This is a genomic window from Serratia sp. CY74737 (assembly GCF_052166775.1).
GTDB lineage: Bacteria > Pseudomonadota > Gammaproteobacteria > Enterobacterales > Enterobacteriaceae > Serratia > Serratia ureilytica.
On sequence record NZ_JBJNOF010000020.1, the window covers coordinates 78,492 to 100,295 of the forward strand.

Sequence of the window (21,804 nt, forward strand, 5' to 3'; positions counted from 1 at the left end):
GATGACGTTACAACAGTGGTGTTTTTCTTTTAAGGGCCGCATCGGGCGGCGCGACTTCTGGATCTGGATGGGGCTGTGGCTGGTGCTGATGGCGGCGGCGTTTACGCTGGCCAACTATCAGCTGATCGCCATCCAATCCATCGCTTTCTTTATCGTGGCGCTGCTGTGGCCGACGGCGGCGGTGCTGGTCAAGCGCCTGCACGATCGCAACAAGGCCGGCTGGTGGGCGCTGCTGCTGATCCTGGCGTGGATGCTGGCGGCGGGGAACTGGCAGATGCTGGCGCCGATCTGGCAATGGGGCGTCGGGCGTTTCATTCCGACGCTGATTATCGTGATGATGATGATCGATTTGGGTGCCTTCGTCGGCACGCCGGGAGACAATCGGTTCGGCCCGGAAGCCGAACCGGTGAAGTTCCGCTGATCCCCGTCGGGTTACCAGTAGTGTTCGCTGGTGATATGGCCCGGCTTGCGGCGCAGGTGCTTGCGCATCTGGCGTTGGTCTTTCAGCGTTTGCTGCGTATCTCGCACCATTTGCGGGTTGCCGCACAGCATCACGTGACTGGTTTCGGCGTCGATGGTTAAGCCGATCGCCGCTTCCAGTCGGCCGTCCTCGATCAGCGCCGGCACGCGGCCGGTCAGTGAGCCGGGCGTCTCTTCACGGCTGACGACGGTCTGGATGCGCAGCTTGCCGTTGTAGCGTTGCTGCAGTTGCTGCATCAGCGGCAGGTAGCTCAGGTCGCGCGCAAAACGCGCGGCGTGCACCAGCACCAGGTTGTTAAAGCGCTCGAGGCCGGCGCCTTGCTGCAGAATCGATAAATAGGGGCCGATGGCGGTGCCGGTCGCCAGCATCCACAGCGTGTCGCAGTCGGGCACCTCGTCCAGCACGAAGAAGCCGGCGGCTTCTTTGGTCACCATCAGGTCCGATCCCGGCCGCAGCTGATTGAGGCGCGGGCTCAGTTTGCCTTCCGGCACCGTGACCAGATAGAACTCCAGGTTGGCGTCATCGGGGGCATTGACGTAGGAGTAGGCGCGCTGCACCCGTTCACCGTCGATCTCCAGCGCCAGCTTGGCGAATTGCCCGGCGGTGAAAGGATCGATGGGGGCATTGACCACCAGGCTGAACAGCCCGTCGGTCCATTGTTTTACCTGCGTAACCTTGCCGTTTACCCATTCAGCCATACTCTAAAGCTCCCGTGGTCGAATCAAATAAGCACAATGTCGTGAGCCGGAAATGGCGTGCGCGGTGCGCTCTACCCGGTAGTCGTTGCCGAACAGCCGGTGAAACAGCTGCAGCTCGGAATTGCACAGGCTGCTGCAGTTGGAACCGGCCACGCCGATCGGACAGTGGTTTTCCACCAGCAGCGCACCGTGCGGATGATCGAGCAATTCGGCCATGTAACCGTCGTGTTGCCGCAGGCGAACCAGGCGGGTTAGCCGATCCTGATGGCTGCGCTCGGCGGACAGCTCTTCGGCATAGCGCAGATAAAGCTGCTCTTCGCGCGCGATGAGCAACGGTTCCACGCCGGCGCCGCCAAACAGCTGCAGCGCGGATTCCCGCAGTCGCTCCTGATCGTCGGCCGTGTAGGCGTGCCCCCGCTCGGTCAGCGACCAGTAGCGCGTCGGGCGGCCGACCTTGCTGCGCGCTTCTTCGTAACAAACCAGCTCACGTTTTTCCAGGGATTGCAGATGTTGTCGGATGCCCATCGGCGTGATGTCCAGACGCTCCGCCAGCATTTTGGCGGAGTGCGGGCCGAGAGCCTTTAACTGCAATAAAATCAGCTCAGGTGTTTTCATGAACCAAATCCCTATGGTGTTATTTTATTTCAAGTTGATGAAAATAATTATCGATTAAATGCTAAAGCGCAGCTACTGCAAACGCGCTAATTTTTACCCCCAAAGCGTTAGACGTACAGTTTAATTTACGAGCCTGGTCGGGTTTGCTGCCAGTGTGACCTGGATCAATATTTGTCTGAAACTCGCTAAAAAAATCAGATTTGATTAGCTTATGCCGCCATAGAGGGCTGCTCGCCGTTCTGGCTGCTGCAACGGCCATACCGGGACGCTGTGACGAGTTGAAACGTTAACGAAGATAATGAGAAAACTAGAGAACTTTCACCTGTTGGTGATGCTTATCCTGTTGGTCGCCGTCGGCCAGATGGCGCAAACCATTTATGTTCCCGTTATTGCTGACATCGCTCACGATCTGTCGGTGCGCACCGGCGCCGTGCAGCGGGTGATGGCGGCGTATCTGCTGACCTACGGTTTCTCCCAGCTGATTTACGGGCCGATATCGGATCGTATCGGGCGTCGTCCGGTGATCCTGACCGGCATGATGATCTTCCTGGTGGGGGCGCTGGGCGCGCTGCTGTCCACCAACCTGACGATGCTGGTCGCCGCCAGCGCCATCCAGGGCATGGGCACCGGCGTGGCGGGCGTGATGGCGCGCACCATGCCGCGCGATCTGTATGCCGGCACCGCGCTGCGCTATGCCAACAGCCTGCTGAATATGGGGATTTTGGTCAGCCCGCTGTTGGCGCCGGTGATCGGCGGCGCGCTGGCGATGGTGTTCGGCTGGCGAGCCTGTTACGCCTTCCTGCTGGCGCTGTGCGCCTGCGTCGCCTTCGCGATGTTCCGCTGGCTGCCGGAGACCCGTCCGGTCCAGACAGAAAAACGCCGCATGCTGGCCAGTTTCCGCCAGCTGCTTAGCGATAGCACCTTCAGTTGCTATCTGGTGATGCTGATCGGCGCGCTGGCGGGGATTGCGGTATTTGAAGCCAGCTGCGGCGTGTTGATGGGCGGTGTGTTGGGGCTGAGCGGCCTGACCGTCAGTATCCTGTTCATTCTGCCGATCCCGGCGGCGTTTTTCGGCGCCTGGTACGCCGGGCGCGACGGCAAGACCTTCCACACCCTGATGTGGCATTCGGTGATTAGCTGTCTGCTGGCGGGAGCGATGATGTGGATCCCGGGCTGGTTCGGCGTAATGAACATCTGGACGCTGATCGTGCCGGCTGCATTGTTCTTCTTCGGCGCCGGCATGCTGTTCCCGCTGGCGACCACCGGGGCGATGGAGCCGTTCCCCTATCTGGCCGGCGCGGCGGGCGCGTTGGTGGGCGGCATGCAGAACATGGGCTCCGGTCTGGCGACCTGGCTTTCCGCCATGCTGCCGCAAACCGGGCAGTTCAGCCTCGGCTTGCTGATGTTCGCGATGGCGGTGCTGATCCTGCTGTGCTGGTGGCCGCTGTCCAACCGGATGCAGCATCAGGGACACACCGCATAACGACAGGGCGCCATTCGGCGCCCTCATACCGTTGACAAAGGGGAGAAAAAGCGTGGTTTTTCCCCCCTTTGCGGGGATCAGCCGAAAATCAATGAATTGATTTTCCTTGTTTTCTATTCGCTGCTCTCTGCCAACCCGGCAAGGGCATGAGGTTTGTCATCAATCATCAGGGCGCCCTTCGGCGCCCTGTTTCGTTACAGCAGAAACTCGTGCAGCGCCGGGTCCTTGCGATCCAGATAGTGGGTCGAACGGATACGGCGAAGGGTGCGCGACTTGCCGCGGATCAGTAACGTTTCGGTCGTGGCCATGTTGCCCTTGCGGCTGATGCCCTCCAGCAAATCGCCCTTGGTGATGCCGGTAGCGGAGAAGATGACGTTGTCGTTGCGCGCCATCTGGTCCAGGCGCAAGACCTGAACGGCCTCGATGCCCATCTCACGGCAGCGCGCCAGCTCCTGCTCGCCGAGGCGGCGGTTCTCGGGGCTGTCGCCTTTCACTTCATGGCGCGCCAGCAAACGTGCCTGCATGTCGCCGTCCAACGCGCGGATCACCGCGGCGGAGATCACCCCTTCCGGCGCGCCGCCGATGCCGTACATCACATCGACTTCGCTTTCCGGCATGCAGGTGAGAATGGAGGCCGCCACGTCGCCGTCAGGAATGGCGAACACCCGCACGCCCAACTGCTGCATCTGCGCGATGACGCCGTCGTGGCGCGGTTTGGCCAACACGATGACCGTCAGCTGTGACAAGGGTTTGTCCAGCCGCGCGGCGACGTTCTGCAGGTTCTCCGCCAGCGGCAGATTGAGATCGATGGCGCCGCGCGCCGCCGGGCCGACCACCAGCTTCTCCATGTACATGTCCGGCGCGTGCAGGAAGGTGCCGCGATCGCCCACCGCCAAGACCGCCAGCGCATTGGACTGGCCCATGGCGGTCATGCGGGTGCCTTCGATCGGATCGACCGCGATGTCGACCGCGTCGCCCTGGCCGCTGCCGACCTGCTCGCCGATATACAGCATCGGCGCTTCGTCGATCTCGCCTTCGCCAATCACGATGCGGCCATCGATATCCACCTTGTTGAGCATGATGCGCATGGCGTGGACCGCCGCGCCGTCGGCGGCGTTCTTGTCGCCGCGTCCCAGCCATTTGTAGCCCGCCAGCGCGGCGGCTTCGGTAACGCGGGAAAATTCGATGGCTAATTCACGTTTCATGGCAAACCTGTCTGTGAGAAAGGGAAGAAAATATCGGCAAAGTCTATCACAGCGCGGCGGCGGCGGGGCGGGGCAAAAAAAAGCGCCGCCTGCAGGCAGCGCTTGTTGGAGAACCGGCAGCTTCGGGATTACTCGTGATCTTCCCATGCCTGCGCGCGAGCCACCGCTTTTTTCCAGCCGCTGTAGCGGTAGTTGCGTTCGGTGGTTTCGATGCTTGGGCGGAATTCACGCTCAATCACCGCTTTGCTCTTCACTTCATCCAGATCGTTCCAGTAGCCGATGGCCAGGCCCGCCAGGAACGCGGCGCCCAACGCCGTCGATTCACGCACTTCAGGGCGCTCTACGCGGGTGCCGAGGATATCGGACTGGAACTGCATCAGGAAGTTGTTGGCGACCGCGCCGCCGTCCACGCGCAGCGATTGCAGGCGGGTGTTGGCGTCGGCCTGCATGGCGTCCAGCACGTCGCGCGTCTGGAAGGCGATAGATTCCAGCGTGGCGCGGATGATGTGGTTGCTGTTGGCGCCGCGGGTCAGGCCGAAGATGGCGCCGCGGGCATACGGATCCCAGTAGGGCGCGCCCAGGCCGGTGAAGGCCGGCACCACATAGACGCCGTTGCTGTCTTTCACCTTGGTGGCGAAATATTCGGAGTCGGCGGCGTCGCTGATCAGTTTCAGCTCGTCGCGCAGCCACTGGATAGACGCACCGCCGATGAACACCGCGCCTTCCAGCGCATAGTTCACTTCGCCGCGCGGGCCGCAGGCGATGGTGGTCAGCAAACCGTTTTTCGAGCGCACCGCTTCTTTGCCGGTGTTCATCAGCAGGAAGCAGCCGGTGCCGTAGGTGTTCTTCGCCATGCCCGGTTGAACGCACAGCTGGCCGTACAATGCTGCTTGCTGGTCGCCGGCGATACCGGCGATAGGAATACGCGTGCCGCCCTTGCCGCCGATATTGGTCTGGCCGTATACCTCGGAGGAAGGACGGACTTTCGGCAGCATGGCGCGCGGAATGTCCAGCACTTCCAGCATGCGTTCGTCCCAGTCCAGTTCGTGGATGTTGAACATCATGGTGCGTGAGGCGTTGGTGTAATCGGTGACGTGTACGCGCCCCTGGGTCATCTTCCACACCAGCCAGGTATCGACGGTGCCGAACAGCAGTTCGCCGCGCTTGGCGCGCTCGCGGGCGCCTTCGACGTTGTCCAGGATCCATTTCACCTTGGTGCCGGAGAAGTAGGGGTCAACCACCAGGCCGGTGTTGTGACGGATGTACTCTTCCAGGCCGTCGCGCTTGAGCTTCTCGCAGATGTCGGCGGTGCGGCGGCACTGCCAGACGATGGCGTTGTAGACCGGCTTGCCGGTCTCTTTTTCCCAGACGATGGTGGTTTCGCGCTGGTTGGTGATGCCGATACCGGCGATCTGATCGGAATTGATGTCGGCCTTCGCCAGCACTTCTACCAGCGTCGAGCTTTGCGACGCCCAGATCTCCATCGGGTCGTGCTCAACCCAGCCGGCCTTTGGATAGATCTGCGGGAATTCGCGTTGCGATACCGCAACGATGTTGGCGTCGTGATCGAGCACGACGGCGCGTGAGCTGGTGGTCCCTTGGTCGAGTGCGACAATGTATTTTTTTTCTACAGTCATGGTAATTATCCTGCTGTTGTTAACCGTTTAAAACTGCACCCATCACGCTTTACGCTGCTGGGTCTTGGCGTCGGGCTCTTCTTCCGTCACGCAGACGTCGCACGGCAGGTGGCGGCCAATCAGCGCGCGGTAACCGAAAGCGCCCAGGCCACAGCCGACGATAGGGGCGAAGATCGGCACCAGGAAGTACGGGATGTCGCGCGCGCCGGTGAAGGCGACTTTGCCCCAGCCGGCCAGGTAGGCGAACAGTTTCGGCCCGAAGTCACGCGCCGGGTTCAACGCAAAGCCGGTCAATGGTCCCATGGAGGCGCCGATCACGGCAATCAGAATACCGATCAGCAGCGGCGCCAGCGGGCCGCGCGGAATGCCGTTGCCGTCGTCGGTCAGCGCCAGGATCAGGCACATCAGGATCGCAGCGATCACCATTTCTACCAGGAAGGCCTGGCCGACGGAGATGTGCGCGTTAGGGTAAGTCGAGAAGATGCCGGCCAGTTCAAGGCTTTCGTTGCTGCCGCGCACCATATGGTGAGCCGCTTCGAAGTCGAAGAACAGGTTGTAGTACAGCCCGTAGACCAGGGCGGCGGCGCAGAAGGCACCGGCGATCTGCGCAATGATGTAAGGCACCACTTTGCGCCCGTCGAAGCAGGCGAACAGCCACAGGGCGAGGGTGACCGCCGGGTTGAGATGCGCGCCGGAAATGGCGGCGGTCAGATAGATGGCCATGGCGACGCCGAGGCCCCAAATGATGCTGATTTCCCACTGGCCGAAGCTGGCGCCCGCCAGTTTCAGTGCGGCAACGCAGCCTACGCCAAAGAAGATCAGCAGCGCCGTGCCGAGGAACTCGGCGATGCACTGGCCTTTTAATGTCGGACTGGTGATTTGGCTCATAATGTTGGTGTCCTGCAAAACGGCGGTTGTTGGTTTATAGGCTCAGCCAGGTATACATCTGACCTATGGGCACAGTTTTTTTCATCTCGTCCAATTATTGAATGAGGACGTGATGTAAATTTATCGTTAACGAACATAAACGAGAAATAGCGAAATCAAAATGTGTGTGGCGCGTCATAAAATTGAGCGATTTCGCGTCGTTCAGTGTTCTTTCTGAGCCATAAAAGTGTGATCTGACCAGTGGTTTGGCGAGGGGGCGTTAACAACTCGCGGCGGCGGCGGCGGGGATTTTCAGTTTTTACTGATGGCGAGGGCAGGAAAATTGCAACAGACTGCGCGATGATCCGGTATGTTGCTAGACAGGCGGAGACTGGCTACTTACAATCGTTTTTAACGAATCGAGACTGGCGCGCCTTCCGTAACGGCGCGTCACTGAGCGCGATGCAATATTCGCAGTAGCTGCAGCCGACGTTGCGGCCGCTACTTATAGATGTACGCCTTGCTATCATGAGGGGACTGAAGCATGTCATTTGAAGTATTTGAGAAACTGGAAGCAAAAGTACAGCAGGCGATTGATACCATCACCTTGTTGCAGATGGAAATTGAAGAGCTGAAAGACAAAAACAACTCTCTGTCGCAGGAAGTTCAGGCTGCCTCCGGCAACCACGAAGCGCTGGTGCGCGAAAACCAACAGCTGAAAGAAGAACAGCACGTATGGCAAGATCGCCTGCGCGCGCTGCTGGGCAAAATGGAAGAGGTTTGATTCCTTACGCCATGCAGCAACGAAAAGGGCGCCTCAGGCGCCCTTTTTCATGTCCGAAAATCACTCGATGTCGAGCGGGTCTTCGGAGAGGATGATGCCGGTGTTGTCGGCATACAGGTGGTCGCCGGAGAAGAAGGTGACGCCACCGAAGTTGACGCGGATATCGCTTTCGCCCACGCCTTCGCTTACGGCACCCGCCGGGATCGCCGCCATCGCCTGAATGCCGATGTCGAGTTCTTCCAGATCGTCCACCTGGCGCACCGCGCCGTACACCACGATGCCTTCCCATTCATTCTGGGCGGCCAGGCGCGCCAGTTCGGCGTTGATCAGCGCCCGGCGTACCGAACCGCCGCCGTCGACCAACAGCACGCGGCCGCGACCGTTTTCTTCAAGCAGATCGAATAACAGGCCGTTATCCTCAAAGCATTTCACCGTGGTGATCTGCCCGCCAAATGAAGTACGCCCGCCAAAATTGGAGAACAGAGGTTCAACAACGTTCACCTCTTCATGATAGATGTCGCAAAGTTCGGAAGTATCGTATTTCATAGGATTTTACGTCTGTTTGCCGCAGGAATGTTCAGTATATCCCTTTATTCGCCCTGTTGGCAAAATCATCAGTTTTTAACTGAGCGCCACGCCGATGGCGAACAGCAGATTGGCCAGCAACGCCGCCTTGACCATATGCTCCAGCATCGGCCGCATGCCGACTGGCGTCGGATCGCGCAGCACGCGCAGGCCGTGGCGCACCAGCAGCGGGATCGCCAGCACGAACAGCCAACCCCACGGGCTGTGGAGGTTGAACAGCGTGAACAGCGCGAAACACAGCACCGCGCCGCTGAGCAGCAGGGCGTGGTAAATGCGCGCCTTGTGCGGGCCGAGACGCACCGCCAGCGTATTCTTGCCGTTTTCGCGATCGCTTTCGATATCGCGCAGATTGTTGATGTTGAGTACCGCCGTTGCCAGCAGGCCGCAGGCGGTGGCCGGTAGCATCACGACGCTGTCGAAGGTGTGCGCCTGCAGATAGTAGGTGCCGGCCACGCTCAGCCAGCCGAAGAACACCAGCACCGAGATGTCGCCCAGCCCCAAATACCCGTAGGGTTTGTTGCCGACGGTGTAGGTGATGGCCGCCACGATAGACAGCCCGCCCAGCACCAGGAAGCCCACCACGTCGCTGGGTTGCTCGCAGGCGACGGCGATCAGCGAACAGCCGGCGATGCCGATCAGCACTACCGTCACCACCAGCGCCCGTTTCATCTGCGCCTGGGTGATCATGCCCTTTTGCATGCCGCGCAACGGCCCGATGCGATCTTCTTTGTCGCTGCCTTTGACCGCATCGCCGTAGTCATTCGCCAGGTTGGAGAGGATCTGCAGCAGACCGGCGGTCACCAGCGCCAGCAGCGCCACTTCAGGTTTCAGGCTGCCGTGCCAGGCGGCGATCGCCGAGCCGACCACGATGGAGGCAAAGGCCAACGGCAGGGTGCGGGGGCGTAGACTTTCGAGCCAGGCGGAAATCGGGGTGGTGGAGGTTGATGAGCTCATGTTTCGCTTCTGTCAGTAAGTTGCGGTGTCCGTTAGAAATAATTGTGGGAGGCAATGCCTCCCACACAGATGACTGACAAGACAATGATTGAGCGATTATAGGATAAAACGACTCAAATCTTCATCCGCCACCAGTTCATCCAGATGACTGCGCACGTAATCCGCATCAATTGTAATGGATTGGCCATTAATTTCACTCGCATCGTAGGAAATATCTTCCATCAGACGCTCCAGCACGGTGTGCAGACGACGCGCGCCGATGTTCTCGGTGCTTTCGTTGACCTGCCACGCGGCTTCGGCGATGCGGCGGATGCCGTCGGCGGTGAACTCGATATTGACGCCTTCGGTGCCCATCAGCGCTTTGTACTGTTCGGTCAGCGACGCGCTCGGCTCGGTCAGGATGCGCTCGAAGTCTTCGGTGGTCAGCGCCTGCAGCTCAACGCGGATCGGCAGACGGCCCTGCAGTTCCGGGATCAGATCCGACGGATTGGCGGTCTGGAACGCGCCGGAAGCGATGAACAGAATGTGGTCGGTTTTCACCATGCCGTGCTTGGTGGACACGGTGCACCCTTCCACCAGCGGCAGCAGATCGCGCTGCACGCCTTCGCGGGAAACGTCCGGGCCGGAGCTTTGGCCGCCGCGCTTACAGATTTTGTCGATCTCATCGATAAACACGATGCCGTGCTGCTCAACCGCTTCGATCGCCTGCTCTTTCAGCTCTTCCGGGTTCACCAGCTTGGCGGCTTCTTCTTCCACCAGCAGCTTGAAGGCTTCTTTGATCTTCAGCTTGCGCGGTTTTTGCTTTTGGCCGCCGAGGTTCTGGAACATCGACTGCAGCTGGTTGGTCATCTCTTCCATGCCCGGAGGCGCCATGATTTCCACGCCCATCGGCGCGGCGGCCAGATCGATTTCGATCTCTTTGTCATCCAGCTGGCCTTCGCGCAGTTTCTTGCGGAATGCCTGGCGGGCGGCGGACGGTTCCTGGCCTTCTTCCGGCTGGCCCCAGTTGTTTTTGGCCGGCGGGATCAGCACGTCGAGAATGCGCTCTTCGGCCAACTCTTCGGCACGGGTGCGATTTTTCTCGATCGACTGCATGCGCACCATTTTGATGGCGGCATCGGTCAGATCGCGGATGATGGAGTCCACTTCTTTGCCCACATAGCCCACTTCGGTGAACTTGGTGGCTTCAACCTTGATGAATGGCGCGTTGGCCAGCTTCGCCAGACGGCGGGCGATTTCGGTTTTACCGACGCCGGTCGGGCCGATCATCAGAATGTTTTTCGGGGTCACTTCGTGACGCAGCATCTCGTTGAGCTGCATCCGGCGCCAGCGGTTGCGCAGGGCAATGGCGACAGCGCGTTTGGCCTTGTTTTGGCCAATGATATAGCTGTCCAGTTCGCTGACGATCTCGCGCGGGGTCATTTCAGACATGGTATTCGATCCTTACGCTTTGGAAGGCAATTCTTCAATGGTGTGGAAATGGTTGGTGTAAATACAGATGTCGCCGGCGATGTTGAGGGATTTCTCAACGATGTCGCGGGCGCTCAGCTCGGTATTTTCCAACATGGCGCGGGCGGCGGCCTGGGCGTACGGGCCGCCGGAGCCGATGGCGATCAGATCGTTTTCCGGCTGCACCACATCGCCGTTGCCGGTGATGATCAGCGAGGCGGTTTCATCGGCGACCGCCAGCAGCGCTTCGAGCTTGCGCAGCATGCGGTCGGTGCGCCAGTCTTTCGCCAGCTCGACGGCGGCTTTCACCAGGTGGCCCTGATGCATTTCCAGTTTGCGTTCAAACAGTTCAAACAGCGTGAAGGCGTCAGCGGTGCCACCGGCGAAACCGGCGATCACTTTGTCGTTATACAGGCGACGCACTTTCTTGACGTTACCCTTCATCACCGTATTACCCAGGGTTGCCTGGCCATCACCACCGATGACGACCTGGCCGTTGCGGCGTACGCTTACAATTGTTGTCACGAGCAGACCCTCGTTAAAGACGGAAAGAAGTCCCCGCAGCGCCTGCTTTCGCAGACGCTACGAGGCATATTGAGAGTATAGATGGGGGGGGATTGACGCTTTTCAACCCCCAACGGAGAGGGGAATGCAACTCGACATGCCGACGCCCTTCAGGCGCGAAAGGGTTTTGTCCGCTGCGGCGCGGCTGCTGTAGGGGCCGAGCACCACGCGATTCCAACCGCCACCGGCGGTGATGCGGCTCTCGATGCCCTCGAACGCCAGGCGCGCACGCACGGATTCAGCCTGATCGGTGGCGCGGAACGAACCGCATTGCACCATCCACTTCTGTTTCGATTCCGGTTTGGTGTCCTGCTTGGCCGTTTCCTGTTTCACTTCCGGTTTGGGCTCCGGCTTCGGTTGCGGCTTCGGCTCAGGCTGTTTCACCTGCGCCGGCGGCGGGGTGACTTGCTTCGGCTGCTGGTGCTGCTGCACCGGCGCGGTGGTGGCCCCGTTGTTGAACGGGTTGCGCGGCGCCTGAGTGACCTGCTGCTGTTGCTGTACCGGCTGCTGCTGCATTTGCGGTTGTTGCATCTGCTGCTGGCGGTTGCCACGCGCGTTGGCCTGGCCCGGATCGTTATACGGCACTTCATTCAGCTGCGTCGGGCGCTGTTGCATGTCGGCCTGCATCTGCTCCAGCAGTTGCCGTTGTTCGGCGGTCAGCTGAGTTTTGGAATTGAGCTCGCCGCCGGCTGTCGGTTCGGTCGGGGTTTGCACGCCGATCTGTCGGTTTTCCAGCTCTTTGATATAGCGCCAGCGCTCTTCCGGCTTCGGCGGCAGGCCGTTGCCTGGGCGAGTGGTGTGCGCAGGCAACAACGGCGCGTCTTCCGGCTTGTTGTGCGTAATGAAATAGAGGCCACCGACAAAGACAACCAGCAACGCGACGGCTAACGCCAGCACGGTTTTGGAAACCTTCGGAGAACTGCGTTTTTTACGGCTGGGGGTTTTGCGCTTAGCTCCTGCTGCGCGCCCACGGCTTACATAGTCTTTTTGTGCCACTATTATTCCGCTGTGTCCTGATGAGAGGATAAGTCCGTCATGTTACTGAACCCTAAAATATTTGACTAGCGTTTCGGAGCAGCGGTGCTGCCTCTGATAATCAATTCACTGTCCAAGAGTCGGGAGCCGCTGGCCACCGTCTGGCCGTTCAACTGCTCCAACAGCAACAACATTGCCTGCTGGCCGATCTGGAAGCGCGGCTGCGCCACCGTGGTCAGCGGCGGATCGCAATACTGCGCCAGCTTGAGGTCGTCAAAGCCGACGATCGACAGATCCTGCGGTACCCGCAGCCCCATTTTCTTCGCCTGGGACAGCACGCCGATCGCCATGACGTCGCTGTGGCAGAACACCGCCGTCGGCGGTTTCGGCTGAGCCATCAACTGGGTCAGCGCTTGCGCGCCGGCTTCGTAGGTAAAATCACCCCGGGTAATATAGCTGCTTTCGACGGTAATGCCATTACGGCGTAGCGCTTGAACATAACCTTGCAGCCGATAATGGCTCAGCGGCATCTGTTCCGGCCCGGCGACGCAGGCGATCTGCCGGTGACCCAATTGATGCAAATAATGCACGGCTTCAAATGCGGCGGTCAGGTTGTCGATATGTACCGTCGGCAGTTCCAGCTCGGGCGCGAACTCATTGGCCATCACCATCGGCGGCAGGTTGCGCTGCTCTTCCTTGCTGGCGTCGAAGGGTAGATTAGAGCCCAGCAGCAGCATGCCGTCGATCTGTTTGGTGATGATCAGATTGACGAAGGTGCGTTCTTGTTGGTTCTGCTGCGCGCAGTCGCCGATCAGCACCAGATAGCCTTGTTGGGCGGCGGTCTGTTCGATCCCCTGGATCACATCCGCGAAAAACGGATCGCAGATGTCGGGCACGATCACCAGGATGGTGCGAGATTCGTTGCGTTTGATATTGCGTGACAGAGCATGAGGAGAATAACCCACGGCCAGCACGGCCTGTTCCACTTTCTGACGCGTTGGCGTTGACACCTTTTCCGGATTCATCAGCGCACGCGATACGGTAGCCGTTGAAACGCCCGCCATTTCGGCGACGTCTTTCATGGTCGCCATGGATAACTCTTTCTTGTGTTCCAACGCCTTTCTCCTTGCGTCAGCCCCATGCCGACGCCACTACTGCTGTTTGCTCACAATGTCCGGCATGCGGTGGCGGGATTGTTGTCATTGAGCGCCACTCGCGTTCGAGCACTCCGTCGCGCTGCGATGTGGCGACAAAATTTGCCCTCGCAGACATTCTAAACAGAATACGCCCCGCCTTTGTTACCTAATTTGCATAAAAAATGTGACCTGAGAAGGTTTTTTAGCGTTCGCTCGCAATTTAAAGGGTAAACGTTTGCATGACGGCAGCTAAATCGGACTTTTCCGGGATCAGCTGTCGATCGGATCGACATCCAGCGTCCATTTCACCTTGCGCGTTTGCGGCAGGGTGCCGATCAGCGGCAGCGAGCTTTTCATCAGCTGTTGCAGGACGCGCCGTGTCGGATGCTGCAGCAGCAGCTGCCAGCGGAAACGGCCGCCGCGTTTGGACTGCAGCGCCGGCACCGGGCCCATCACCCACAGCGAATCGTCCTTAAGCGGACTGGCTTCCAACAGATTGCGCAGCTGCTGCAGGAACAGCGGGGCCTGTTGGTTATCGTGATCTTCGGCGCGCACGATGATGTGGCTGGTGTAGGGCGGCAGAAACACGCTGTTGCGCTCCGCCAGCGTCTGTTTGGCGAAGGCGTCGTAACCTTGTTGCAGCAGCACCTGCAATAACGGGTGCTCCGGGTGGTGGGTTTGCAGCAGCACTTCACCCTGTTTGCCCGCTCGCCCCGCCCGGCCGGAGACCTGGGTATAGAGCTGAGCGAAACGCTCGGCGGAGCGGAAGTCGGCGGAGAACAGCGCGCCGTCCACGTCCAGCAACGCCACCAGCGTGACGTCGGGAAAATGGTGGCCCTTGGCCAGCATTTGCGTGCCGATCAGAATGCGCGCTTCGCCGCGATGAATATCCGCCAGGTGCTGCTCCAGCGACCCTTTGCGGCTGGTGGTGTCGCGATCGATGCGGGTGATCGGCGTGTCGGGGAACAGCGGCGCCAGCTCATGTTCCAGCTGTTCGGTGCCGACGCCGACCGATACCAGGTGAGTGGAGCCGCACTGCGGGCATTGGTGCGGCACCGGTCGCTGGCTGTCGCAGTGGTGACAGCGCAGCTGGCGCTGATGCTGGTGGAAGGTGTAATAGTGATCGCAGCGCTGGCACTCGGCGATCCAGCCGCACTCGTGGCACAGCAGCGCCGGGGCGTAACCGCGGCGGTTGAGGAACAGCATCACCTGATTGCCGGCTTTTAAATGGTGCTGCATGCTTTTCAAAAGCGGCTGCGACAGGCCGACCTTCAGCGGCAACCCTTTCAGATCGATCAGGTGCTGTGCCGCCGGTTTGGCGTTGCCTGCCCGTTGGGTGAGCTTCAACTGGCGATATTTGCCCAGTTGCACGTTGTGCAGCGTTTCCAGTGCCGGCGTGGCGGAGCCCATCACCATCGGGATATCTTCTTCCCGGGCGCGGAACACCGCCAGATCGCGGGCGTGGTAGCGCCAGCCTTCCTGCTGTTTATAAGAGCTGTCGTGCTCTTCGTCGATGATGATAACGCCCAGTTGCCGGAACGGTGTGAACAGCGCCGAGCGGGTGCCGATGACGATAGCGGCTTCGCCGCTGCGCGCGCGCAGCCAAACCGCCAGCCGTTCGCTGTCGTTCAGCCCGGAGTGCAGCACGTCCACCGGCGCGTTGAAGCGCTCGCGAAAGCGGGCGATGGTTTGCGGCGTCAGGCCGATTTCCGGCACCAGCACCAGCGCCTGCCGGCCTTTGGCCAACACGTTTTCCAGCACGCTGAGATACACCTCGGTCTTGCCGGAACCGGTGACCCCGGCCAGCAGCCAGGCGGCAAACTGCTCATCTTCGCTTCGGATCGCCCCGACGGCGGTGGCCTGTTCGGTATTCAGCCGCAGCCGCTCGCCGAGCACCGCAAAGTTGGGGCGCCAGTCCTGCGTGGCCGCGACCTGAGCGCGCAGATCGATCAGCCCTTTGGCGCGCAGCGCCTGCAGGGCGCTTTCCGTCAGCTCAAGCTGGCTGACTTGATGGCGATAGACCGGGCGTTGCAACAGCGCCGCCAGCGCCTGCTGCTGTTTCGGCGCGCGTTTCAGGCTTTCGGGCGGCGTGGCGCGCCCTTCTTCGGTGGCGAACCACTGCCACAGCGGCGCGGCCTCGGCCGGTTTGCCTTGGCGCAGCAGGATCGGCAGCGCGTGGAACAGCACTTCGCCGATGGGATAGTGGTAGTAATCGCTGGCCCAGCGCAGGATGCGCCACAGGCTGGGGGAGAACAGCGATTCCGTGTCGATCACGCTGTCGATCGGTTTGAGTTTGTCCAACGGCAGTTCGCTGGTGTCGCTGCAGCCGGTGACGATGCCGATTGCATGCTGCCTGCCCCAGGGCACGCCCACGCGCGCGCCGGCCACCGGCTGCATGCCGGGCGGCAGCAGATAGTCGAAGGTGCGGGCGAGGGGGACCGGCAAAGCAACGTGTACGACGGGCATGATCTCATCCAAATTGAAAAAAAGTGGGCATCAGTTTACACGGCGCATCGGCAAATGTACGGTTCCGATTGCGCGCCCCGACTAATGCTGTATAATTTGCCGCCTTTGGTATAATTCGATACCAAAATTCTATTATCAACCACGTGTGGTGTCTGGCGAAACAGGGCTGGATAGCGACACGGCCTTAACTGAGGTTTCCCATGAAACAAGGTATCCACCCAAAATACGAAGAAGTTACTGCTAACTGCTCTTGCGGTAACGTGATGAAGATCCGCTCCACCGTGGGCCACGATCTGAACCTGGACGTTTGTGGCGCATGCCACCCGTTCTACACTGGCAAGCAGCGTGACGTTGCTACCGGTGGCCGCGTTGACCGCTTCAACAAGCGTTTCAGCGTACCAGGCGCTAAGAAATAAGATTTCTTATCGACCGATGAAAAAGGCGCCCTGGGCGCCTTTTTTCTTTTCTGCCGCCGGCGTTCGCCGGGCGGTTCTCAATATTCCCAGGTATCGGGATCGACACCCAGTTCGCGCATCAACGCTTTTGCGGCTTCCGGGATTTCATCGCTGCGCTCTTTACGCAGGTCTTCATCGTTCGGCAGCGGCTGGCCGGTAAAGGCATGCAGAAACGCTTCGCACAGAAGTTCGCTGTTGGTGGCGTGGCGCAGGTTGTTCACCTGGCGACGGGTCCGTTCGTCGGTGAGGATTTTCAGGACCTTCAGCGGAATGGATACCGTGATCTTTTTGACTTGCTCGCTTTTTTTACCGTGTTCAGCGTAAGGGCTGACATACTCGCCGTTCCACTCAGCCATGGGACACCTTAACTTTGTCAGAAAAATTACAAAATTCTAAAAACCGGCCAATTATGCCCGATCTTCACTGTTCTCACTAAATAAATGTCAATTTTACGCGACCAGGGTCACTGAATGCCCCGCTTCGGCCAGGCATTGCCGCTTAACATCTTATCGTCATGTCATATCGGCATAATTTTAGCGGGTATTGTGTCATTGCTCAATCTATACGCAAAGAAGTTTAGATGTCCAGATGTATTGACGTCTATCAATCCTGCGATTACTCTTTAGGCCTCATTCACCGAACCGAGAGCCGAGCGAGCCCATGACGCGTAAACCAGCCACGATTGCCGTACGCAGCGGCCTGAACGACGACGAACAGTACGGCTGCGTTGTCCCGCCGATTCATCTGTCCAGCACCTATAACTTTACCGACTTCAATCAACCCCGAGCTCATGACTACTCGCGCCGCGGCAACCCGACGCGCGACGTGGTGCAGCGCGCGTTGGCGGAGCTGGAAGGCGGTGCCGGCGCGGTGATGACCGGCAGCGGGATGTCGGCGATCCATCTGGTGACCACCGTACTGCTGAAGCCCGGCGATCTGCTGGTGGCGCCGCACGACTGTTACGGCGGCAGCTATCGGTTATTCGACAGCCTGAGCAAGCGCGGCGCTTATCGCGTGCTGTTCGTCGATCAAGGCAATGAGGCCGCCCTGCAACAGGCGCTGGCGCAAAAGCCGAAGCTGGTGTTGATAGAAAGCCCCAGCAATCCGCTGCTGCGGGTGGTGGACATCGCGGCGATCTGCGCTGCCGCGCACGCGGCGGGCGCGTTGACGGTGGTGGACAACACGTTCCTCAGCCCGGCCCTGCAACAGCCGATCGAACTCGGTGCCGATCTGGTGGTCCATTCTTGCACCAAATACCTCAACGGGCATTCGGACGTGGTGGCCGGCGCGGTGATCGCCAAAGATCCTGAGTTGGCGGTCGAGCTGGCCTGGTGGGCGAACAACATCGGCGTGACCGGCGGCGCGTTCGACAGCTATCTGTTGCTGCGCGGCATGCGCACGTTGTCGCCACGCATCAAGGCGGCGCAACAAAACGCTGAAGCGATTGTTGATTATTTACAGCAGCAACCGCTGGTGAAAAAGCTGTATCATCCCTCCCTGCCGGAGAATCCGGGGCATGAGATCGCCCGTCGTCAGCAGCGCGGTTTCGGTGCGATGCTGAGTTTTGAGCTGGACGGCGATGAAGCGGTGCTGCGCCGTTTTCTCTCTGCCCTTGAGCTGTTTACTCTGGCAGAATCGTTGGGCGGCGTAGAAAGCCTGATCTCGCATGCAGCGACCATGACTCACGCCGGCATGGCGGCGGAGGCGCGGGCAGCGGCCGGCATCTCCGAGAGCCTGCTGCGCATTTCCGTGGGTATTGAAGACAGTGAAGATTTGATTGCCGATCTGGAACGCGCTTTCCAGGCGGCGGCAACGAGGTAAGCATGAATGCAATTGCTGTAGCAGGGCCGGTGAGCGGGCGTCAACTGCACAAGTTTGGCGGCAGCAGTCTGGCGGATGTGAAGTGTTATCTGCGTGTGGCCGGGATTATGGCGGAATACAGCCAGCCGGGCGACATGATGGTGGTATCGGCCGCCGGCAGTACCACCAATCAGTTGATCAACTGGCTGAAGCTCAGCCAGAGCGATCGCCTGTCTGCGCACCAGGTGCAGCAGACGTTGCGTCGTTATCACAGCGATCTTATCAGCGGCCTGTTGCCGCCGGAAAGCGCAGAGCCGCTGATCGCCGAGTTCATTCAGGATCTGGAACGCCTGGCGGCGCTGCTGGACGGCAACGTCGACGAGGTGTGCTACGCCGAAGTGGTCGGGCACGGCGAGATTTGGTCGGCGCGCCTGATGGCGGCGGTGCTCAACCACCTGGACATGCAGGCGGCCTGGCTGGATGCGCGTGACTTCCTGCGCGCCGAGCGCGCCGCGCAGCCACAGGTGGATGAAGGCCGTTCTTATCCGCTGCTGCAGCAATTGTTGGCTCAACATCCGGGCAAACGCCTGGTGGTGACCGGCTTCATTTCGCGCAACGACGCCGGGGAAACCGTGCTGTTGGGGCGTAACGGCAGTGACTACTCCGCCACTCAGGTCGGCGCGTTGGCCGGCGCTGCGCGCGTCACCATCTGGAGCGACGTGGCCGGGGTTTACAGCGCCGACCCGCGCAAGGTGAAAGACGCCTGCCTGCTGCCGCTGCTGCGCCTGGACGAAGCCAGCGAGCTGGCGCGCCTGGCGGCGCCGGTGCTGCATACCCGCACCCTGCAGCCGGTCTCCGGCAGCGATATCGATCTTCAGCTGCGCTGCAGCTACCAGCCGGAGCAGGGCTCGACGCGCATCGAGCGCGTATTGGCGTCCGGCACCGGCGCCAAGATTGTCACCAGCCACGATGACGTGTGTCTGATTGAACTGCACGTCGCCGCTCAGCATGACTTCAAACTGGCGCAGAAAGAGTTGGATCTGGTGCTCAAGCGAGCGCAGATCAAACCGCTGGCGGTGGGCATCCACCCAGACCGCAACCTGGTGCAGCTGTGCTACACCTCCGAGGTGGTCAACAGCGCGCTGGCGACGCTGCAGGCCGCGGTGCTGCCAGGCGAGCTGCGCCTGCGCGAAGGGTTGGCGCTGGTGGCGATGGTCGGCGCCGGGGTGTGCAAGAACCCGCTGCACAGCCACCGTTTCTATCAGCAGCTGAAAGATCAGCCGGTCGAGTTTATCTGGCAGGCGGAAGATGGCATCAGCCTGGTGGCGGTATTGCGCCAGGGGCCGACCGCGCTGCTGATCCAGGGGCTGCACCAAAGCCTGTTCCGCGCCGAGAAGCGCATCGGTTTGGTGCTGTTCGGCAAGGGCAATATCGGGTCGCGCTGGCTGGAGCTGTTCGCCCGTGAGCAGACCAATATCTCCGCGCGCAGCGGCTTCGAATTTATCCTGGCGGGGGTGGTGGACAGCCGCCGCAGCCTGCTGAACTATGACGGGCTGGACGCCAGCCGCGCGCTGGCATTCTTTGAGGACGAAGCGCAGGAGCTGGATGAAGAATCGCTGTTCCTGTGGATGCGCGCGCACCCGTTCGACGATCTGGTGGTGCTCGACGTGACCGCCAGCGAAGAGCTGGCCGGGCAGTATCTGGATTTCGCCAGCTACGGTTTCCACGTGATCAGCGCCAACAAGTTGGCGGGGGCCTCGTGCAGCGACAGCTATCGCCAAATACGCGACGCCTTCGCCAAAACCGGCCGCCACTGGCTGTATAACGCCACCGTTGGCGCCGGCCTGCCGGTCAACCACACGGTGCGCGATCTGCGCGACAGCGGCGACAGCATTCTGGCGATCAGCGGCATCTTCTCCGGCACGCTCTCCTGGCTGTTCCTGCAGTATGACGGCACGGTGCCGTTCACCGAGCTGGTGGATCAGGCCTGGCAGCAGGGGCTGACCGAACCGGATCCGCGGGTCGATCTCTCCGGCCAGGATGTGATGCGCAAGCTGGTGATCCTGGCGCGCGAGGCGGGCTACGACATCGAACCGAACCAGGTGCGGGTCGAGTCGCTGGTGCCGGCGGGGTGCGAGCTGGGCTCCGTCGATCAGTTCTTCGAGAACGGTGAGGCGCTGAATCAGCAGATGCAGCAGCGCTTTGAGGCCGCCAGCGAAATGGGCCTGGTGCTGCGCCACGTGGCGCGTTTCGACGCCAACGGCAAGGCGCGGGTCGGCGTGGAGGCGGTGCGCCCTGAGCATCCTCTGGCCTCGCTGCTGCCGTGCGACAACGTGTTCGCCATCGAAAGCCGCTGGTATCGCGATAATCCGCTGGTGATCCGCGGGCCGGGCGCCGGCCGCGATGTGACCGCCGGCGCGATCCAATCAGACCTTAACCGATTGGCGCAGCTGCTTTAATCCTCTGCGGGCGCGGGCTCACCGCGCCCCTTGGCTTTTCCTGCCATACTTATCTTTGTCGCGATCATGAAATTCCCTCGTTGAGCGGGTGAGGATTAATCATCTTATTCCCCTCATTTTCCTGTTGACTCTTTAGCCAACATGCGGCATTTTCTATCTAGACGTCTAAACGTATAGACGCTCATCAAAATGAAATAAAAACAGTGATCGATAAGAGGTGAGCAGGGTATGAGTTTTTTCCACGCAAACCAGCGGGAAGCGCTGAATCAGAGTCTGGCGGAGTTGAACGGCCAGATTAACGTATCATTCGAGTTCTTCCCGCCACGCACCAGCGAGATGGAAGAGACCCTGTGGCAGTCGATCGATCGTCTGAGCATTCTCAAACCTAAATTCGTTTCCGTCACCTACGGCGCCAACTCCGGCGAGCGCGATCGCACCCACAGCATCATCAAAGGGATCAAGGAACGCACCGGCCTGGAGGCGGCGCCGCACCTGACCTGCATCGACGCCAGCCCGGTGCAGCTGCGCGACATCGCGACCGATTACTGGAACAGCGGCATCCGCCATATCGTGGCGCTGCGCGGCGATCTGCCGCCGGGCGGCGGCAAGCCGGAAATGTACGCGACCGATCTGGTGGCGCTGCTGAAAGACGTGGGTGACTTCGACATTTCCGTCGCCGCTTACCCGGAAGTGCATCCGGAGGCGAAGAGCGCCCAGGCCGATTTGATTAACCTGAAACGCAAGATCGATGCCGGCGCCAGTCGCGCGATTACCCAGTTCTTCTTCGACGTTGAGAGCTACCTGCGCTTTCGCGACCGCTGCGTCGCCGCCGGTATCGACGTGGAAATCGTACCGGGCATTCTGCCGGTGTCCAACTTCAAGCAGTTGCAGCGCTTCGCCACCATGACCAACGTGCGGGTGCCAAGCTGGATGACCAGCATGTTCGAAGGGCTGGACAACGATGCGGAGACCCGCAAAATGGTCGGCGCCAACATCGCCATGGACATGGTGAAGATCCTGAGCCGCGAAGGGGTGAAAGATTTCCACTTCTATACGCTGAACCGTGCAGAGATGAGCTACGCGATCTGCCACACGCTGGGCGTGCGCCCGGTGGCCGCCGCCTGACGGGCTTGTTCCATTGAAAAGGGCGCCGCTTTACCGCGGCGCCCTTTTTTTGTGGGGGAAAGGCAT

At 60.4% G+C, this 21,804-nt stretch carries 20 protein-coding genes; 7 read left to right on the forward strand and 13 right to left on the reverse strand.

The genetic code is table 11. From position 1 onward, the window contains the following. The first annotated feature begins 1 nt into the window (after window position 1). Window positions 2-421 (forward strand): DUF805 domain-containing protein, encoded by a 420-nt coding sequence (locus ACJ8PE_RS23305; protein ID WP_016929710.1) that lies wholly within the window; start codon window positions 2-4, stop codon window positions 419-421. Between the two features lie 11 nt (window positions 422-432). Here ACJ8PE_RS23305 and fpr read toward each other — a convergent pair whose 3' ends face one another. Next, a complete protein-coding gene (gene fpr, locus ACJ8PE_RS23310) occupies window positions 433-1,179 on the reverse strand; it encodes a ferredoxin--NADP(+) reductase (RefSeq protein WP_033652210.1) in 747 nt (248 codons plus the stop codon). 3 nt (window positions 1,180-1,182) lie between these two features. Next, on the reverse strand, window positions 1,183-1,794 hold the full coding sequence (locus ACJ8PE_RS23315; RefSeq protein ID WP_033631328.1) for a helix-turn-helix transcriptional regulator: 612 nt from the start codon (window positions 1,792-1,794) through the stop codon (window positions 1,183-1,185). Between the two features lie 298 nt (window positions 1,795-2,092). Here ACJ8PE_RS23315 and emrD point away from each other — a divergent pair, with 298 nt between their 5' ends. Continuing rightward, window positions 2,093-3,277, forward strand: a complete 1,185-nt coding sequence (gene emrD, locus ACJ8PE_RS23320) for a multidrug efflux MFS transporter EmrD (RefSeq protein WP_033645209.1) — start codon at window positions 2,093-2,095, stop codon at window positions 3,275-3,277. Window positions 3,278-3,471: 194 nt separating this feature from the next. Here emrD and glpX read toward each other — a convergent pair whose 3' ends face one another. The 3 genes from glpX to ACJ8PE_RS23335 form a co-directional block, all read right to left on the reverse strand. After that, the gene (gene glpX, locus ACJ8PE_RS23325; protein WP_197793774.1) at window positions 3,472-4,482 is read right to left on the reverse strand and encodes a class II fructose-bisphosphatase; all 1,011 of its coding nucleotides are present in this window, start codon (window positions 4,480-4,482) and stop codon (window positions 3,472-3,474) included. A gap of 128 nt (window positions 4,483-4,610) precedes the next feature. Then, window positions 4,611-6,119: a glycerol kinase GlpK gene (gene glpK / locus ACJ8PE_RS23330; RefSeq protein WP_046897392.1), complete on the reverse strand. Its 1,509-nt coding sequence runs from the start codon at window positions 6,117-6,119 to the stop codon at window positions 4,611-4,613. A gap of 42 nt (window positions 6,120-6,161) precedes the next feature. Next, the gene (locus ACJ8PE_RS23335) at window positions 6,162-7,007 is read right to left on the reverse strand and encodes an MIP/aquaporin family protein (protein ID WP_197761847.1); all 846 of its coding nucleotides are present in this window, start codon (window positions 7,005-7,007) and stop codon (window positions 6,162-6,164) included. Window positions 7,008-7,530: 523 nt separating this feature from the next. On the opposite strand from ACJ8PE_RS23335, the gene zapB reads away from it, so the two are divergent. After that, window positions 7,531-7,770 carry a septal ring assembly protein ZapB gene (gene zapB, locus ACJ8PE_RS23340; RefSeq protein WP_004931092.1) on the forward strand — a complete coding sequence of 80 codons (240 nt, stop codon included), beginning with the start codon at window positions 7,531-7,533 and terminating at the stop codon, window positions 7,768-7,770. Window positions 7,771-7,830: 60 nt separating this feature from the next. Here the strand turns inward: zapB and rraA are convergent, their stop codons facing one another. The 7 genes from rraA to priA all read right to left on the reverse strand — a co-directional run bounded on the left by rraA (window position 7,831) and on the right by priA (window position 15,899). After that, entirely contained in the window at window positions 7,831-8,316 is a 486-nt protein-coding gene (rraA, locus tag ACJ8PE_RS23345) for a ribonuclease E activity regulator RraA (protein WP_004931090.1), read from the reverse strand. A gap of 75 nt (window positions 8,317-8,391) precedes the next feature. Beyond that, window positions 8,392-9,309, reverse strand: a complete 918-nt coding sequence (locus ACJ8PE_RS23350; protein WP_197793773.1) for a 1,4-dihydroxy-2-naphthoate polyprenyltransferase — start codon at window positions 9,307-9,309, stop codon at window positions 8,392-8,394. A gap of 96 nt (window positions 9,310-9,405) precedes the next feature. Beyond that, the gene (gene hslU, locus ACJ8PE_RS23355; protein ID WP_033645212.1) at window positions 9,406-10,740 is read right to left on the reverse strand and encodes an HslU--HslV peptidase ATPase subunit; all 1,335 of its coding nucleotides are present in this window, start codon (window positions 10,738-10,740) and stop codon (window positions 9,406-9,408) included. A gap of 12 nt (window positions 10,741-10,752) precedes the next feature. Continuing rightward, window positions 10,753-11,283, reverse strand: a complete 531-nt coding sequence (gene hslV, locus ACJ8PE_RS23360; RefSeq protein WP_004931085.1) for an ATP-dependent protease subunit HslV — start codon at window positions 11,281-11,283, stop codon at window positions 10,753-10,755. Window positions 11,284-11,385: 102 nt separating this feature from the next. Beyond that, on the reverse strand, window positions 11,386-12,318 hold the full coding sequence (gene ftsN / locus ACJ8PE_RS23365; protein ID WP_033645213.1) for a cell division protein FtsN: 933 nt from the start codon (window positions 12,316-12,318) through the stop codon (window positions 11,386-11,388). 65 nt (window positions 12,319-12,383) lie between these two features. Next, window positions 12,384-13,412 carry a DNA-binding transcriptional regulator CytR gene (gene cytR / locus ACJ8PE_RS23370; RefSeq protein ID WP_025304661.1) on the reverse strand — a complete coding sequence of 343 codons (1,029 nt, stop codon included), beginning with the start codon at window positions 13,410-13,412 and terminating at the stop codon, window positions 12,384-12,386. A 291-nt stretch (window positions 13,413-13,703) separates the two neighbouring features. Next, complete coding sequence (priA, locus tag ACJ8PE_RS23375; RefSeq protein WP_046687963.1) at window positions 13,704-15,899, reverse strand: primosomal protein N'; 2,196 nt, start codon at window positions 15,897-15,899, stop codon at window positions 13,704-13,706. 200 nt (window positions 15,900-16,099) lie between these two features. Here priA and rpmE point away from each other — a divergent pair, with 200 nt between their 5' ends. Beyond that, entirely contained in the window at window positions 16,100-16,315 is a 216-nt protein-coding gene (gene rpmE / locus ACJ8PE_RS23380) for a 50S ribosomal protein L31 (RefSeq protein ID WP_004931078.1), read from the forward strand. A gap of 77 nt (window positions 16,316-16,392) precedes the next feature. Here rpmE and metJ read toward each other — a convergent pair whose 3' ends face one another. Next, window positions 16,393-16,710, reverse strand: a complete 318-nt coding sequence (gene metJ, locus ACJ8PE_RS23385; protein WP_004931076.1) for a met regulon transcriptional regulator MetJ — start codon at window positions 16,708-16,710, stop codon at window positions 16,393-16,395. Window positions 16,711-17,014: 304 nt separating this feature from the next. On the opposite strand from metJ, the gene metB reads away from it, so the two are divergent. The 3 genes from metB to metF all read left to right on the forward strand — a co-directional run bounded on the left by metB (window position 17,015) and on the right by metF (window position 21,738). Next, window positions 17,015-18,175: a cystathionine gamma-synthase gene (gene metB / locus ACJ8PE_RS23390; protein ID WP_033645215.1), complete on the forward strand. Its 1,161-nt coding sequence runs from the start codon at window positions 17,015-17,017 to the stop codon at window positions 18,173-18,175. Between the two features lie 2 nt (window positions 18,176-18,177). Further along, the gene (locus tag ACJ8PE_RS23395) at window positions 18,178-20,613 is read left to right on the forward strand and encodes a bifunctional aspartate kinase/homoserine dehydrogenase II (protein ID WP_197761845.1); all 2,436 of its coding nucleotides are present in this window, start codon (window positions 18,178-18,180) and stop codon (window positions 20,611-20,613) included. Window positions 20,614-20,841: 228 nt separating this feature from the next. Continuing rightward, complete coding sequence (gene metF, locus ACJ8PE_RS23400) at window positions 20,842-21,738, forward strand: methylenetetrahydrofolate reductase (protein WP_197793772.1); 897 nt, start codon at window positions 20,842-20,844, stop codon at window positions 21,736-21,738. The last annotated feature ends 66 nt before the right edge of the window (window positions 21,739-21,804 follow it).